Origin of the sequence: Neobacillus drentensis (assembly GCF_036965425.1) — a bacterium.
Taxonomy (GTDB): domain Bacteria; phylum Bacillota; class Bacilli; order Bacillales; family Cytobacillaceae; genus Neobacillus; species Neobacillus drentensis_F.
In genome coordinates, this window is the sequence record NZ_JBALPP010000107.1 from 63,127 (window position 1) to 79,521 (window position 16,395).

The following is a 16,395-nucleotide window of genomic DNA, read 5'->3' on the forward strand; positions in this document are numbered from 1 at the left end:
TGTCTCTAAACAGCAGATGTTACTATCCAATTGTTAATTATACTTTTAATGTCTATTTTCTCCAAACTTTTGGAACTCTTACTTTATTTATTTTATGATTCTATTTTCACTCATTAACTCCGAAACCGTACCAATCTTAAAATTTTTTTGTTCAATTAGCGTGATTAATCGATCCAGCGATTTTGCGGTGGATTCAGTTGGATGCATGAGAACCATAGAACCATTATCAATTTTTGTTATGACCCGATTAATTAATACTTCAGGGGAAGGCTTTTGCCAATCAATAGTATCAACAGTCCACATGACTGTTTTCATGTGTAATTCATTGGCTACCTTTATTGTTTCATCCCTGTAACTTCCGCTTGGAGGAGCAAACCATTCAACTTTTTCACCGGTAGCTGCTTCAATCACTTCATTTGTCCTGATTAATTGCTGCCTTGCCTGAGCGGCAGTCAGTCTTTTCATATCAGGGTGGGAATAGGAATGATTGCCTACCTCATGACCAGCACTGACTATCATTTTTGCAAGCTCTGGATTGTTTTTGACCCAATTACCTTCCAGAAAAAAACTGGTGGAAATATGATGTTCTTTCAGCGTTGCGAGCATTTGTGATAAATATTCATTGCCCCAGGCAACATTGATGATAAAGGAAACCATCGGTTTATCTGGGTTGCCTTTATAAATTGGGGAAGGCGGCAAATCATTAAGGTGAACCTTTGGTTTAATTTGTGTAAAAACCAGTTTATTCTTATCAAAAATGCCTTTTGGTTTCATATTTTTATATGAGGCTGCAATATCTACCTTCAGCCCATTATATCCAGGAATGGCCTTCCAGACTGGATCTATTTTGGCATCGGAAGGTGAAATTTCATATGTAGGCGCCTTTTTCTCAATTGTTTGATAAAGAGAATCGGTCTGTTTTGCTGCCGGAAGTGATGTTTCCGTCAACTTGGCAACATATCTGTTTACAAATGGATTGTTTACTGATATCCATGCAATTAAAATAATAATCATCAAAATAAATGACTTTCTCATCAGCGCTCTTCCCCCTTCCATAAAGAATATGTACAAAGGGGACAAGGTAGAACGAAAAGCGAAAGCGCCTTGATCAGGGAAAAAAATAGTTCATTTTTTCCTAGGCGATGAAGCTAGACATACAAACGAAAAGTCAGGAGCGCCCCCCTGACTTTCCTATTTGATAAATGTATTATTTTGATTCTTCCGCTTTTTCCTTCTGTTCCTTTAAAACGGCCTTCCGTGATAGGTTAACCCTGCCTTGCTTATCTATTTCTGTTACTTTTACTAACAGTTCGTCGCCGATTTTTACAACGTCCTCGACCTTGCCCACACGCTCTTCGGCAAGTTCAGAAATATGGACCAAACCATCTTTTCCGGCAAAAATTTCGACGAATGCACCAAATTTTTCAATCCGCTTCACTTTTCCTAGGTACATCTGTCCTACTTCCACTTCGCGAACAATATCCTCAATGATTTTCTTCGCTTTTTGGTTCATTTCTTGGTTAGCGGAGGCGATGAAGACTGTACCATCCTGTTCAATGTCGATCTTAACACCAGTTTCTTCAATAATTTTGTTAATTTGCTTTCCGCTTGGTCCAATAACATCACGAATCTTATCAGGGTTGATGGCCATCGTTAAGATTTTTGGAGCAAATTGTGAAAGTTCCGCTCTTGGTTCCGCTAATGTAGCAAGCATGGAGTTTAAAATATGCATTCTTCCAACCTTCGCTTGCTGCAGAGCCTCTTCTAAAATTTCACGGGAAAGACCTTCAATTTTTATATCCATTTGCAATGCTGTTACGCCTTTTGCAGTTCCAGCTACCTTAAAATCCATATCTCCAAGATGATCTTCCATACCTTGAATATCGGATAAAACGGTATAATGTTCCCCGGATTTCACGAGACCCATCGCAATTCCTGCTACAGGTGCTTTAATTGGCACCCCGGCATCCATCATTGCTAATGTGCTGGCACAAATACTTGCTTGGGAAGTTGAACCGTTTGATTCAAGAACCTCAGATACAAGACGGATTGTATAAGGAAAATCCTTTTCTGAAGGTACGATTGGTTCAAGTGCTCGTTCTCCAAGTGCACCGTGACCAATTTCACGGCGGCCTGGTCCGCGGATTGGGCCAGTTTCCCCCACACTAAAGGATGGGAAATTATAATGATGCATGAAACGTTTTTCTTCCTCTATTCCTAATCCATCAAGGATTTGGACATCACCCATTGCGCCAAGCGTACAAATGCTCAAGGCTTGGGTTTGACCTCGAGTAAACAAACCTGAACCGTGAGTACGCGGCAAGATGCCTACTTGAGAAGATAACGGACGAATTTCATCTATTTTACGGCCGTCTGGACGGACCTTTTCAACAGTAATCAAGCGGCGAACTTCACCCTTAACCATCTTGTCCAAAATTTGTTTCACTTGTTTCAAATCTTCATCTGTTGCTTCTTGTTCCTCATATTTTGCAATAACTTGATTTTTTACTTCTTTTATTGCATCTTCACGGGCATGCTTTTCTTGAACTTGAATGGCATTTACCATATCGGCTTCACAAAGTTCTCTAACTTCTGCTTCAAGTTCTTTATCAATTTCATAGAGCGATATTTCTCTTTTTGGCTTGCCAATTTCAGCGACAATTTTTTCTTGGAATTCAATCAAGCGTTTAATCTCTTCATGACCAAACATAATTGCTTCCAGCATGGTTTCTTCCGGCACTTCAAGCGCACCAGCTTCAACCATGTTAATCGCATCCTTCGTGCCGGCTACCGTTAAGTGAATATCGCTTTTTTCTGCCTGCTCGACAGTTGGATTGATGACAAATTCATTGTCAACACGGCCAACTACAACACCGGCAATTGGACCTTCAAATGGAATATCTGAAGTGCTAAGTGCCAAAGATGAACCAAACATTGCAGCCATTTCTGTCGAACAATCTTGATCGACACTCATCACAATGCTAATCACTTGAACATCATTGCGGAATCCATCAGCAAAAAGCGGGCGTATCGGACGGTCAATTAATCGGCTTGCTAAAATCGCCTTTTCACTTGGACGGCCTTCACGTTTAATAAAGCCCCCTGGGATTTTACCAACTGCATATAACCGCTCTTCGTAGTTAACTGTTAATGGAAAAAAGTCTAAATTTTTAGGTTCTTTTGATGCTGTTGCAGTACTTAGGACTGCTGTATCCCCATAACGAACAAGGACTGCACCATTTGCCTGTTTTGCTAATTGTCCAATTTCGACAGATAACTTTCGGCCAGCCCATTCAATGGAGTACTCGTGTTTCGTTTGTTCCATATTTTTACCCCTCTCTATCTAAATCACTTAGGAGGATGATGCGAAAGAATTACTTTCACTGTAATCATCTTACTAAATCTTTTAATTATAAAAAAAGCCTAAAAAAGCTTATGTTATCAAGTCAATCACATATAATAGTATGCACAAATAAGTCCAGTCTTAAAATATGTATAAAAAATTCTTTATTATTTATTCTTTAAAAAAACCTAATAAAAAAGCGGGAAAAATCCCGCTTCTGTAGACTAACGACGTAGGCCAAGCTTATTGATTAACACACGGTAACGTTGTACGTCTTTGTTACGTAGGTAAGTCAAAAGATTACGACGTTTACCAACCATTTTCAAAAGACCGCGACGTGAGTGGTGATCTTTCTTGTGAGTACGTAAGTGGTCGTTCAAATTGTTGATTGATTCTGTAAGGACAGCGATTTGAACTTCTGCAGATCCAGTGTCGTTCTCATGAGTTTTATACTCATTGATTAGTTCATTTTTACGTTCTTGAGTGATTGCCATCCAGTTCACCTCCTAAATTTACAAATCCCCATTTACCGAGCAAGCGTTGGTGATTCGCCTTGCCAAGCAAAGGTTATTTTTAATACGTATTTAAGAATACAACCTTTTCCGTCAAAAAGCAAGCTAAAACCTTAATATAATGTAGGAAAAACTTCTAAGAACGACCAAACTTAAAAAGAATGTCGATTTCTTTCAAAGTAGGCTAATGCCGTTAGCTTGTCTCTTTCAATTTGGGTAACAAGCTCCTCAATTCCGGAAAATTTTTGTTCCTTTCGAAGGTATGGATGCCACTCGATAACCACTTCTTCTCCGTAGATCTCTTGATTAAAGTCAAACAAATGAACCTCAACGGAAACTCTTAAAGATTCTTTATTAAAAGTAGGCTTATATCCCACATTACACACACCGTTAAACCAAAGATGCTTAACCTTCATTCTTACTGCGTAGACACCAAGCGGAGGGATGATATATTCTTCATTAACTCCTATATTAGCAGTAGGAAACCCAATGGTTCTTCCCCTTTTGTCTCCATGAATCACTATTCCAGAAGTTGTATAAAACCTTCCAAGTAAATTTGGCAGATCCTCCATATTCCCTTCCTTTAACATCTTACGGATTCTTGTTGAGCTTACCTTTTCATTCCCTTCTGAAAACTTGGGAACGATGGTATAGGAAAATTCCTCTCTAGAATGAAAGGGCAAGGTTTCCATTGTCCCTTTTCCCATCCGGCCATAAGAAAAATCAAATCCAGCTACAACATGTTTCACATTTAGACCAATCACAAATTGATCAATAAATTCTTGAGGTAGAAGATTGGCAAATTCAGCCGTAAAATGGACGATAAATAGGTAATCAATCCCTAACCCCTCAATAATTTTAATTTTTTCTGATAACGGAGTAATGTATTGTACATGCTGTTCACCTTTCCCTAACACAACGGAAGGGTGGGGGTCAAAGGTCATGACCGCACTTTGAAAACCTTTATCTTCAGCCTGTTTTTTTGCCTCTAATATGACCTGCTGATGACCGCGGTGTACACCATCAAAATACCCCAAGGCCATCGCAAGAGGCGGATAATCGTGTTTTTTTAAATTGAATGGAAAACTAAGCTTCTTTACTTCCAAATGAAACTCACCTTTTCTTATACCGTAACCTTTACACTATCTCATTTCTTAAGACTTTAACTGGTTTTAGCAGCTCTGGCTTATTTGGATGTTTGGAATAAATTGCAAGAGCCAGTCCCTCTGTAGTTTCAGCGATAATAGGTCCGTTACTTGTTTTTAAATGTTCTGGTATTTTTAATAGTGCACCATTTTTCACTTTCTCTGCTACTGTATCATTAATCAGTAATTTCGGCAAATGAGAAAGTGCGGATTCTAAAGGCTTCAAAATCTCTTCGATTTTTCCAGCTACCATAAACTGTTCAATTTCATCAAAGGTAAAACAATCCTTTAATTCAAAAGAGGCCGATTGGATTCTAGTAAGCTTAGACATATGCGCTGGGTATCCTAGGGCTTCACCAATCATTACTGCTAACGTGCGAATATATGTCCCTTTGCTGCAGCTGACTCTAAAGCGGAACTGGATCGTCTCTCCAGAAAATTCATTCCGATCATCCAGGAGGTCAATGGAATAAATATTTACCTTCCTGGTCGGCCTTTCCACTTCTATGCCTTTCCGTGCATATTCATAAAGACGGACTCCCCCTACCTTTACAGCAGAATACATTGGCGGAGTCTGTTCAATTTCGCCAGTCAGCGACTCAAGAACCTTCATAATTTCTTCGCGGTTAATGGTCCTATCTAATTGCTTCTGTTCAACTATATCTCCAGATGCATCTTCAGTTGTTGTCGAAAAACCAATAGTTACTTCACCTTCATAAGCCTTACCGGCATCCGTAATATACTCGGCAACTTTGGTTGCCTTTCCGATACAAATAGGAAGAACCCCTGTCACATCTGGATCAAGTGTTCCCGTATGTCCTACCTTTTTTGTTTTTAATATCTTCCGTAATTTAAAAACACAGTCATGAGAGGTTAATCCTGCTGGTTTAAATAATGCTAAGATTCCTTCCAATTAATTCTCTCCGATCTAAAATTAATAAAATGAAGGCTGTGTAAACATAGTTGTTGATTTGCGCTCCAGGCGCTTCGCGCCTGCGGGGTCTCCCCTGCTCCGTACTCCCGCAGGAGTCTTGCGCCTTCCGCTCCAATCAACATAGTTTCAACCAATATTTATCTTTAACACAGCCCAATTGAAAAAGGATAGACAAATGTCTATCCAGTTATTCTTCTTCATGTTTTTCCATTGGTTTATCGCTGTCGTGTAATTGGTGAAGAAGCGTTTCAATCCGATTTCCATAATCGATTGATTCATCAAATTCAAAAATGATTTCAGGTGTTTTACGCAAACGAATACGATGGCCAATTTCAGTCCGGATAAACCCTTTTGCTTTTGCCAGGCCTTTTAACGTATTCTCTCTTTGCTCGTCATCACCTAATACTGAAATAAAAACTTTTGCTTGTTGGAGATCTCCTGTTACTTGAACGTCTGTAACGGTAACAAAGCCAATCCGTGGATCCTTGATTTTACGGCCGATGATGTCACTTAGTTCTTTTTTCATTTGTTCTCCCACACGATTTGCTCTGTGGCTCATGAAATTCACCTCTTAACTTAAAGCCAATCTATATCGGTGATCGTTCTTTCTATTTCAGGAAAAGAGTCGATTAGTTTTAATGCGGACTGCAATTCCTGTTCAGTCGATACCCTATTAGAGGTGACCGCAACGATAGCAATTTTTGTCCGCTGCCATACATCTTGGTAGTCCACCTCTGATACGGATATATTATATTTTTGTTTTAAGCGGGATATTATTCGCTGTAAAACGGCTCGTTTCTCTTTTAAAGAATGAGCATCATATATGATACATTCACAAACGGCCGAGCCAATTATCATTTACGCTCAATTTCTTCCATAACGAAAGCTTCAATAATATCTCCTTCTTTAACATCATTGAAGTTTTTAATGGTAATACCACATTCGTAGCCTTGTGCCACTTCTTTGGCATCATCCTTAAATCGTTTTAGGGCATCGATTTGTCCTTCAAAGATAACTACACCATTACGAATTAAACGAATACCGCTGTCTCGGGTAATTTTCCCATCGGTTACATATGAACCAGCAATTGTACCCACTTTGGAAACCTTGAAGGTCTGACGAATTTCTGCCTGCCCAATAATTTTCTCTTGGAATTCTGGGTCAAGCATTCCTTTCATGGCGGATTCCATTTCTTCGATTACTTTATAAATGATCCGGTGAAGTCTTACATCAACCTTTTCTGCTTCTGCTGCACGCTTGGCGTTTGCATCAGGACGAACGTTAAAACCAATTACAATCGCATTTGAAGCAGCGGCAAGACTAATATCAGATTCATTAATGGCACCAGCGCCACTATGAATAATCTTAATGTTAACACCCTCAACATCAATTTTTTGCAAGGATGCTGCAACAGCCTCTGCTGATCCTTGAACATCAGCTTTTAAGATGATGTTTAGATCCTTCATTTCCCCTTGCTTTAATTGATCAAAAAGAGTTTCCAGGCTAACAATTGATTTTTCGCCGCGTTGAGCTGCTAATGCTGTTTGAGCACGTGCTTCCCCAACTTGACGAGCTGTTTTTTCGTCTTCAAAAACAACAAATCGGTCGCCAGCTTGTGGAACGTCATTAAGTCCGGTAATTTCAACAGGAGTTGATGGGCCAGCTTCCTTCACACGTCTGCCAAGATCATTGACCATTGCACGAACACGACCGAACGTATTACCTACAACAATTGGGTCACCAACTTTTAGAGTACCATTTTGGACTAACAAAGTGGCTACTGACCCACGGCCTTTATCCAATTGTGCCTCGATAACAGTTCCGACTGCTTTACGATCTGGATTTGCTTTATATTCTTCCACTTCACCTACTAGAAGAATCATTTCAAGGAGATTGTCAATACCTTCTCCTGTTTTTGCAGATAGGGGAACGAAAATGGTCTCACCGCCCCATGCTTCAGCAACTAATCCATGTTCGGTTAATTCCTGCATAACTCGGTCTGCATTTGCAGCTTCTTTGTCCATTTTATTTACCGCTACGATAATTGGCACTTCAGCTGCTTTGGCATGGTTGATTGCTTCCACTGTCTGTGGCATAACACCATCATCGGCAGCTACAACTAAAATGGTAATATCGGTAATTTTTGCACCGCGTGCACGCATTGTTGTGAAAGCAGCGTGTCCCGGTGTATCAAGGAAGGTAATTTTCTTACCATTCTCCACAACTTGGTACGCACCAATATGTTGAGTAATACCGCCTGCTTCGCCTTCTGTCACTTTTGTGTTTCTGATGGAATCAAGCAGAGTTGTTTTCCCATGGTCAACGTGACCCATAATCGTTACAACTGAAGGTCTTTCAACAAGTAATTCAGCTGAGTCTTCTGTAAAGTATACTTCAAGGTCAGTTGTATCAACTTTAATTTCTTCTTCAACCTCAACGCCATACTCACCTGCAATCAATTCAATTGCATCTTTATCTAAAACTTGATTGATAGTCGCCATGACGCCAAGTAAAAAGAGCTTTTTAATAATTTCTGATGGCTCACGATATAATTTCTTAGCAAGCTCTGCAACCGTAAGTGATTCACTAAAGGTAATTTTAGCAGGAAGCTCTTTTTCCTTTTTCTTTTGCGGTTGTTGTGTTTGCTGTACATGAGTATGATTTCTCTTTTTATTATTATTATTATTATTGTTATTATTACGATTTTGATTATTGTTGTTATTAAAAGGCTTATTCTTAGCTTTTCCAGAATTAAAGGCTTTATTTTCTTTTGACTGATATTCCTGGTCATGCTTTTTGCCTTCTTTATTCTTTGGCGCTGTCGCTACTTTCACCTTACTAGGTACAACAGTTTTATCATCATCATCCTCAAATGCTTTAGGTGTCGACTTTACCTGGACTTGAGGCTTATTAGTTTGCTGCTGTTGTGCAGGGCGTCCGTTTGTTCGGTTTGCCTGCGATCCCGTTCCATTGCTCTGCTTTTGCTGCGAGCTATTTCCCTGCTTTTGCTGCTGTGCATTCTCTTTGTTATTGTAAGTAGCGTCCAGCTTTTTAATGTCTGAATCCTCTAAAGTTGCCATATGGTTTGAAACCTCAATATTCATTTCTTTTAGTTTTGTAATAATTTCTTTACTTGAAATATTATGTTTTTTTGCATATTCATAAACGCGTAGTTTACTCATTTTTTTTTCACCCCCGCAAGATTTAATCGAGCAACGTTACCAGTTTCTTAGCAAATCCATCATCCATAATAGCTACAACAACGCGGGCTTCTTTGCCAATCGCTTGACCTAGGAGAAAACGGTTCTCCACTAATTTATATGGAACCTCATATGAATTACATTTGTCTGTAATTTTTTTAGTTGTATTTTGAGATGCATCTGCGGATAATAAAATGAGTTTAGCTTTACCGCTCCGTATCTCCTTCACAGAAAGCTCCTCACCCGATATGATTTTGCGCGCTCGATTGGCCAAGCCAAGCAATGACATCCATTGATTTTGATTCATTTGGATAGTCAATTCTCCTTCTCTATTAGCTCAAGTAATTCATCATATATCGAATCATTTATTGTAACCTCTAAATGATTTGATAAGGTATTTTTCTTCTTGGCTAGTAAGATTGCTTCTTTGTCCTTAGAAAGGTATGCCCCCCTGCCGGATTTTTTTCCCGTCAGGTCGATGGAAACTTCCCCTTCTTTAGAGCGAACGATGCGAACGAGTTCTTTTTTCGGTTTCATTTCACCGGTTGCCACGCATTTGCGCATAGGAACTTTTTTCTTATTGTTCACGATCATTCACCTCTACTTTATTCCAATTCTTCATCATAGTTGAAATCATCATCAACTTGATCGTCAAAAAGTCTTATTGTTTCTTCTCTTGGATAAATCCCAATTTCTCGTGCTTCGGTTTCAGATTTGATATCAATTTTCCAGCCAGTCAGCTTGGCTGCCAAACGGGCATTTTGTCCGCGTTTCCCAATTGCCAGTGATAGCTGATAGTCAGGAACTACGACAGTGGTTGCTTTCTCATTTTCATTTACCATTACATCTAAAACTTTAGATGGGCTTAGTGAATTGGCAACAAAGACCACTGGATCATCAGACCATTTTACGATATCAATTTTTTCACCTTTTAATTCATTTACAACCGCTTGTACCCTGGTTCCCTTAGGACCAACACAAGATCCTACTGGATCGACCTCATGGTTTTCGGAATGGACAGATATTTTTGAACGATCCCCAGCTTCTCTGGCAACCGATTTGATTTCAACAGTTCCGTCATAAATTTCAGGAACTTCAATTTCAAATAAGCGTTTGAGTAATCCTGGGTGGGTCCTAGATACAAAAATTTGTGGACCTTTTGTCGTTTTTTCTACCTTTGTTATAAATACTTTAATCCGATCATGCGGCTTATATCTTTCATTTGGCATTTGTTCATTTACCGGCAGCAAGGCTTCAATTTTTCCAAGGCTTACATAAATAAATTTGGAATCAAGACGTTGAACAATCCCCGTCATAATGTCTTCTTCACGGTCGATAAATTCTGAATAAATAATTCCGCGTTCAGCTTCCCTTACACGCTGAGTGACCACTTGCTTTGCCGTCTGAGCGGCAATTCTGCCAAAATCCTTTGGTGTTACTTCCATTTCTACGACATCTTCAACCTGATAGTTAGGATTAATCCTTCTTGCATCTTCGATTGAAATTTCCAGTCGCGGGTCGAATACCTCGTCAACCACTTCTTTTCTAGCAAACACTCGCATAGAGCCTGTTTGTAAGTTTAGATCAATTCTTACGTTCTGCGCTTGATTGAAATTACGGCGATAAGCCGAAATCAATGCGGCTTCAATAGCTTCAATTAATATATCTCTGGAAATACCTTTTTCTCTTTCCAGTATCGTAAGAGCATCTAATAATTCGCTGCTCATCTGTTTGTATCCCCCTAATCCTCTTCAATTTATTGCTACGAAAAAATAACAGCCAGTCTGGCACTTGCCACTTTTTCATAGGGAATTTCAATAGTTTTCTTTCTTGTTTTGATTTTCACTTCGATTTTTATAGTTTGACCATCAAATTCTAAAAGCTGACCTTCGAAGCTTTTTTCACCATCAATTGGCTCATAAGTTTTGATAAAGACATTTTTGCCAATCGCTTTTTCGAAATCCTTCGCTTTTTTTAATGGTCGTTCCGCCCCTGGAGACGACACTTCAAGAAAATAGTTATGTGGGATTGGGTCTACTTCATCAAGTTTTTCACCTAACTTTTCACTGACCACTCCGCAATCCTCTATATCTACACCAGACTCTTTATCGATATATACGCGAAGAAACCAGCTTTTTCCTTCTTTGACATACTCGATTTCGACTAATTCTAAACCAAGTTCTTGAAAAATTGGTGCAGCAAGCTCTTCAACCACTTCCGTTACTTTGCTCATGCTATACCTCCCTTTCCAAATATTTCACCCATATTTTATGTAGTTCACGGAAAGTTTTATCAAGTTACTCTGTAAAAAACCTTTATAACAAAGACGAAAGAGTGGGAGGATTCCCACTCTTGTACACGAGAGTATTTCTTAGTATTTCCAATAAAACTATAACATAACCATGATTGATATGCAAACCAAAACCAAAAGCGGAAGCGACTTCGGAACAAGCTCCGCTTGTTCCTGGGAAGCTTATCCTCTAAGAAGCTTTCCTTAGTGTTCAGGGGCGACAAGCATAAGACAAGCACTGACAGAAGGCGCTTTTTGCCTTCCGAAGTGATTGGCTTAGACTTTCGCCCCTAGGCGCTGTAGCTAGACGTTAAAAAAAGTTAGAAAAGGGATAACTGGTTTTGTTCTGGTAGAGATTTTAAACAGCCTTGTTTATCTAAATACTCCAGTATGGTTTTTGATACCTTGCCGCGCTGCTGCAGGTCTTCTTTTGATAAAAACTCTCCATCTCCTCTTGCCTTCACAATATTAAAGGCCGCATTCGTTCCAAGTCCAGGAATCGAATTAAACGGTGGAATTAGTGTATTTCCTTCAATGATAAATTCTGATGCATCAGATTTGTATAAATCGTAATTTTGGAAGGAAAAGCCTCTTTCAGTCATCTCAAGCGCCAGTTCCATTACGGTCAATAAGTTTTTCTCCTTGTTAGAAGCCTCTAGACCCTTAGCATTGATTTCTTCGATTTTTGCCTTAATGGCTTCTGAACCGCGTGACATTGCCTCAATGTCAAAATCCTCCGCACGGACTGTAAAATAGGCAGCATAATAAAGGAGAGGAAGATGAACTTTAAAATAAGCAATCCTGACAGCCATTAATACATAGGCTGCAGCATGGGCTTTCGGGAACATGTATTTTATTTTCTTACAAGAGTCAATGTACCATTCCGGCACTTCATTCTTCCGCATTTCTGCTTCCATTTCTTCGCTTAAGCCTTTACCTTTACGAACTGATTCCATAATCTTAAAGGCAAAAGACGGCTCAAGGCCTTGGTAAATGAGATAGACCATGATATCGTCACGACAGCCGATTACTTCACTCAGATTACAGATCTTATTATGGATTAACTCCTGGGCATTTCCCAGCCATACATCCGTTCCATGTGATAGACCTGAGATTTGGACCAATTCTGAAAACGTCGTTGGTTTCGTATCCTCAAGCATCTGACGAACAAAACGGGTACCGAATTCAGGGATACCAAGTGTTCCTGTTTTACACATGATTTGATCCTCGGTTACACCTAATGATTCCGTACCGCTAAAGATTTTCATGACTTCTGGGTCATCAGTAGGAATCGTTTTTGGATCCATTCCGCTCAAGTCCTGAAGCATCCTAATGACCGTAGGGTCGTCGTGACCAAGGATATCAAGCTTTAAAACATTATCATGGATGGAATGGAAATCAAAATGGGTTGTTTTCCATTCAGAATTTCTATCATCCGCAGGAAATTGAATCGGTGTAAAATCATAAACATCCATATAATCCGGAATAACAATAATACCGCCGGGGTGCTGTCCCGTTGTTCTCTTTACTCCTGTGCAGCCTGAAGCGAGGCGCTCCACTTCCGCACCGCGGATTTGCAGATTATTGTCTTGCTGATAAGCTTTAACGTATCCAAATGCCGTTTTATCCGCAACCGTGCCAATTGTTCCGGCACGGTAAACATATTCTTCACCGAACAAGACTTTTGTATAGTTATGAGCACGCGGCTGATATTCTCCCGAGAAGTTCAAATCGATATCGGGAACCTTGTCCCCCTTAAATCCGAGGAAGGTTTCGAACGGGATATCATGACCATCCTTACGGTATTTATCACCGCAATTTGGACAATTTTTATCAGGCAAATCAAAACCAGATCCTACAGATCCATCATTAAAGAACTCCGAGTGTTTGCAGGTTGGGCAGACATAATGTGGCGGCAATGGATTTACTTCGGTTATTTCGGTCATGGTTGCGACAAGTGAAGAACCGACCGATCCTCGAGAGCCTACAAGGTAACCATCATCTAAGGATTTTTTCACGAGTTTGTGTGAAATCAAATAAATAACGGCAAACCCATGGCCGATAATACTTTTTAATTCTTTCTCAAGTCTGGCTTCCACAATTTCTGGCAGGGTATCCCCGTAAATACTTCGTGCCATGGCGTAACTCATCTCACGCATTTCCTCATCAGCACCTTCAATTTTCGGGGTATATAAATCGTCTTTAATAGGTTTTATAACTTCAATCATATCAGCAATTTTATTGGTGTTTGTCACGACAATCTCTTTTGCTTTCTCTTTGCCGAGGAACGAGAATGCTTCGAGCATTTCATTCGTTGTTCGAAAATGAACGTCCGGCAGTTCATGACGATTAAGAGGATTAGCTCCACCCTGTGAATTAATTAATATTTTTCGATAAATTTTATCATTTTCATTTAAATAATGGACATTCCCGGTTGCAACAACTGGAATCCCTAATTTATCACCGAGGGCAACAATTTTTGAAATAATATCTTCCATGGCCTTTTCATCACGGACCAATTCCATTTCAATCAATGGAGCATTAACTTCCTTTGGCATAACTTCAAGATAGTCGTAGAATCCAGCAAAAGCCTCTACTTCTTCCGGAGACTTCTGCATCATCCCTTCAAACACTTCGCCTTTATTACAGGCAGAACCAACAATAATACCTTCTCGATATTTTTGAAGAACAGACCTCGGAATACGTGGAACTCTATAAAAATATTCGATATGAGAAATCGAGATGAGTTTAAATAAGTTCTTTAAGCCTGGTTCGTTTTGTGCTAATAAAGTGCAGTGATAAGGACGAGCCCGCTGATAGGCATTTCCTTTTCCCATATTATCGTTAAATTCATCATGGTACTCAATTCCTTTTTCAAGGGCATCCTTTAACATTTTTAATAACAAATATCCAGTTGCTTCCGCGTCATAAATTGCACGGTGATGCTGTGTTAATTCAATATCAAACTTCTTGGTTAACGTATTTAAACGATGGTTTTTTAATTCTGGATAAAGGAAACGACCAAGCTCGAGTGTATCAATAACTGGATTTTTTGCTTTTTCCAAGCCAATTTGTTTATAGCCTACATTCAAAAACCCCATATCGAAGGAAGCATTATGGGCAACAAGGACTGAATCTCCAACCCAATCATGGAATTTCCGCAATACTTCTTCGACCTCAGGAGCATTTTGCACCATATCATCGGTAATTCCAGTTAAGTTGATTGTCGTTGCTGAAAGCCGGTGATGCGGATTAGCAAACGACTCAAAGCGATCAATGATATCCCCATCCTTCACTTTAACGGCTGCAAGCTCGATAATGGTATCATAAACAGCAGAAAGTCCAGTTGTTTCAACGTCAAAGACAACAAACGTATCTTCAGCCAATAGTCGGTGGGCATCATTATAAGCGATTGGTACACCATCATCTACTAGGTTCACTTCTACACCGTATAAAATTTTGATATCATTTTTCTTTCCGGCGCCGAATGCCTCTGGGAAGGATTGAGCAACGGCATGATCCGTAACAGCAATAGCCTTATGGCCCCATTTTTTTGCTTGGGCAATTAGCGTACTTACTGGTGTAACAGCGTCCATTTGACTCATAGGTGTATGCAGGTGAAGCTCAACACGTTTTTCCCCTTCAGGAGCAGTATCTTTCCGCCCTTCAGGTTTAATTTCATTAATATCGTTTCCAATCATAACGAGGTCACGGACAAAGGTGTCATTTTGAATACTTCCGCGTACCCTAACCCACATACCTTTTTTTACAAGCTGGAACAGCGCGGCATCCTCTTTGTCACGCGAGAACATTTTTACCATGATTGAGCTGGTATAGTCGGTAACTTTAAAGGTTAACAATGAACGACCGCTTCTTAATTCACGAATTTCAGCATTAAAAATGTAGCCTTCAACCGTAACTCGTCTTTCTTCATCCACGATTTCAATCATGCTGCGAAGGTCGCTGTCATCCTTGATCGTAAGTCCAATCGAAAGCGGTCCTTCCGGTACTTCTCCGCTCGCTTGTTCCTTTTCCGCTTCTTTCTTCTGCAATTCTACCATTGCCTGAAGTCCGCGTTCCTGGTCTTCTTTTTGCTTAGCTAGCAGGAATTGCTGATATTCTTCATTTTTATCTTCACTTTTAATTTCTGTCTCAATCGATAAATTCGGAAAACCATAGGTTTGAAAAATATCAGCGATGATTCCACCGTATTTTCGTTTTAATGCTTGACCTTCTGTATCATTACGGACAGAAATAGTTATCTTATTTCCATTCACTTCTGGAATTTGTTCATTTAATAGCTTTATTAACGGGGGAGCAATGCCATCTATTTGCTGAATGCCGTAACTCCAATAGTCACGTATTAATTCTGCCGATATGGTTTGGTCAATTACGCGAATTTCATGTGAGATGGTGGCAATATTTGCAAAGGTTCTTTCGAGTTGTGAAGCGAATAAAACATATACATTATATGGAAGGATTTTCTCGAATGAAAATTGAAAATGCCACTTCCTTGCTTTTTTTTCAACCAATAATCGTTCAATTTGGGCATTGTTGAAATGCACTACTACAGCATCCTCGATCAATTTCAGCTGCTGGAGCAAGAGTTGGAATCGCTCTTTTTTGCCTAAGGCATGTTCGCTCATCGTACCCTCTCCCATCTATTAAAAATCATATTATCTCTTTGTCAAAAAATAATTATATCACATCATAGAAAACTATTCGGCTTTATTCGACAGAAAACTTCATCCATTTTGTAACCACTTTTACCAAATGGATTAAACTTGGATGTTGATTTACGCTCCAGGCACTTCGCTTTCCGCGGGCGTGCCGGTGAGCCTCCTCGGCGCTAAGCGCCTGTGGGGTCTCACCTGTCCCGTACTCCCGCAGGAGTCTCGCGCCTTCCGCTCCAATCAACATTTTCTTTGAAAAATGCAACTAAAATAAATAAGGGACCGCAATTACGGTCCC

13 protein-coding genes are annotated in these 16,395 nt (G+C 39.7%); all 13 read right to left on the minus strand.

All coding sequences use genetic code 11. The annotated features are described in order from the left end of the window. Nucleotides 1–87: 87 nt before the first annotated feature. Complete coding sequence (locus tag V7161_RS23350) at nt 88–1,035, minus strand: polysaccharide deacetylase family protein (protein ID WP_335715230.1); 948 nt, start codon at nt 1,033–1,035, stop codon at nt 88–90. A gap of 172 nt (nt 1,036–1,207) precedes the next feature. After that, nucleotides 1,208–3,325: a polyribonucleotide nucleotidyltransferase gene (pnp, locus tag V7161_RS23355; protein WP_335715231.1), complete on the minus strand. Its 2,118-nt coding sequence runs from the start codon at nt 3,323–3,325 to the stop codon at nt 1,208–1,210. Between the two features lie 242 nt (nt 3,326–3,567). After that, the gene (rpsO, locus tag V7161_RS23360) at nt 3,568–3,837 is read right to left on the minus strand and encodes a 30S ribosomal protein S15 (RefSeq protein ID WP_308172179.1); all 270 of its coding nucleotides are present in this window, start codon (nt 3,835–3,837) and stop codon (nt 3,568–3,570) included. A 170-nt stretch (nt 3,838–4,007) separates the two neighbouring features. Beyond that, the gene (gene ribF, locus V7161_RS23365; RefSeq protein WP_335715232.1) at nt 4,008–4,961 is read right to left on the minus strand and encodes a bifunctional riboflavin kinase/FAD synthetase; all 954 of its coding nucleotides are present in this window, start codon (nt 4,959–4,961) and stop codon (nt 4,008–4,010) included. A 31-nt stretch (nt 4,962–4,992) separates the two neighbouring features. Continuing rightward, nucleotides 4,993–5,913, minus strand: coding sequence for a tRNA pseudouridine(55) synthase TruB (truB, locus tag V7161_RS23370; RefSeq protein ID WP_335715233.1), 921 nt, complete (start codon nt 5,911–5,913; stop codon nt 4,993–4,995). Between the two features lie 208 nt (nt 5,914–6,121). After that, complete coding sequence (rbfA, locus tag V7161_RS23375) at nt 6,122–6,493, minus strand: 30S ribosome-binding factor RbfA (protein ID WP_289982268.1); 372 nt, start codon at nt 6,491–6,493, stop codon at nt 6,122–6,124. 17 nt (nt 6,494–6,510) lie between these two features. Then, on the minus strand, nt 6,511–6,792 hold the full coding sequence (locus V7161_RS23380; RefSeq protein ID WP_335715234.1) for a DUF503 domain-containing protein: 282 nt from the start codon (nt 6,790–6,792) through the stop codon (nt 6,511–6,513). Next, complete coding sequence (gene infB, locus V7161_RS23385; protein WP_335715235.1) at nt 6,789–9,116, minus strand: translation initiation factor IF-2; 2,328 nt, start codon at nt 9,114–9,116, stop codon at nt 6,789–6,791. The genes V7161_RS23380 and infB overlap by 4 nt, the downstream gene beginning before the upstream one ends. 22 nt (nt 9,117–9,138) lie before the next feature. Then, on the minus strand, nt 9,139–9,441 hold the full coding sequence (locus tag V7161_RS23390) for a YlxQ family RNA-binding protein (protein ID WP_335715249.1): 303 nt from the start codon (nt 9,439–9,441) through the stop codon (nt 9,139–9,141). Between the two features lie 8 nt (nt 9,442–9,449). After that, nucleotides 9,450–9,722: an RNase P modulator RnpM gene (rnpM, locus tag V7161_RS23395; protein ID WP_335715236.1), complete on the minus strand. Its 273-nt coding sequence runs from the start codon at nt 9,720–9,722 to the stop codon at nt 9,450–9,452. A 17-nt stretch (nt 9,723–9,739) separates the two neighbouring features. After that, nucleotides 9,740–10,861: a transcription termination factor NusA gene (gene nusA, locus V7161_RS23400; RefSeq protein WP_223588502.1), complete on the minus strand. Its 1,122-nt coding sequence runs from the start codon at nt 10,859–10,861 to the stop codon at nt 9,740–9,742. Between the two features lie 35 nt (nt 10,862–10,896). Beyond that, complete coding sequence (rimP, locus tag V7161_RS23405) at nt 10,897–11,367, minus strand: ribosome maturation factor RimP (protein ID WP_335715237.1); 471 nt, start codon at nt 11,365–11,367, stop codon at nt 10,897–10,899. A 377-nt stretch (nt 11,368–11,744) separates the two neighbouring features. Continuing rightward, on the minus strand, nt 11,745–16,070 hold the full coding sequence (locus tag V7161_RS23410) for a PolC-type DNA polymerase III (RefSeq protein WP_335715238.1): 4,326 nt from the start codon (nt 16,068–16,070) through the stop codon (nt 11,745–11,747). Between the last annotated feature and the right edge of the window lie 325 nt (nt 16,071–16,395).

Coding starts and splice junctions, on each gene's coding strand:
- rbfA (WP_289982268.1), bottom strand. CDS start 6,493: ATGAGCCACAGAGCAAATCGTGTGGGAGAACAAATGAAAAAAGAACTA.
- rimP (WP_335715237.1), bottom strand. CDS start 11,367: ATGAGCAAAGTAACGGAAGTGGTTGAAGAGCTTGCTGCACCAATTTTT.
- V7161_RS23350 (WP_335715230.1), bottom strand. CDS start 1,035: ATGAGAAAGTCATTTATTTTGATGATTATTATTTTAATTGCATGGATA.
- pnp (WP_335715231.1), bottom strand. CDS start 3,325: ATGGAACAAACGAAACACGAGTACTCCATTGAATGGGCTGGCCGAAAG.
- infB (WP_335715235.1), bottom strand. CDS start 9,116: ATGAGTAAACTACGCGTTTATGAATATGCAAAAAAACATAATATTTCA.
- rpsO (WP_308172179.1), bottom strand. CDS start 3,837: ATGGCAATCACTCAAGAACGTAAAAATGAACTAATCAATGAGTATAAA.
- V7161_RS23410 (WP_335715238.1), bottom strand. CDS start 16,070: ATGAGCGAACATGCCTTAGGCAAAAAAGAGCGATTCCAACTCTTGCTC.
- nusA (WP_223588502.1), bottom strand. CDS start 10,861: ATGAGCAGCGAATTATTAGATGCTCTTACGATACTGGAAAGAGAAAAA.
- V7161_RS23390 (WP_335715249.1), bottom strand. CDS start 9,441: ATGAATCAAAATCAATGGATGTCATTGCTTGGCTTGGCCAATCGAGCG.
- V7161_RS23380 (WP_335715234.1), bottom strand. CDS start 6,792: ATGATAATTGGCTCGGCCGTTTGTGAATGTATCATATATGATGCTCAT.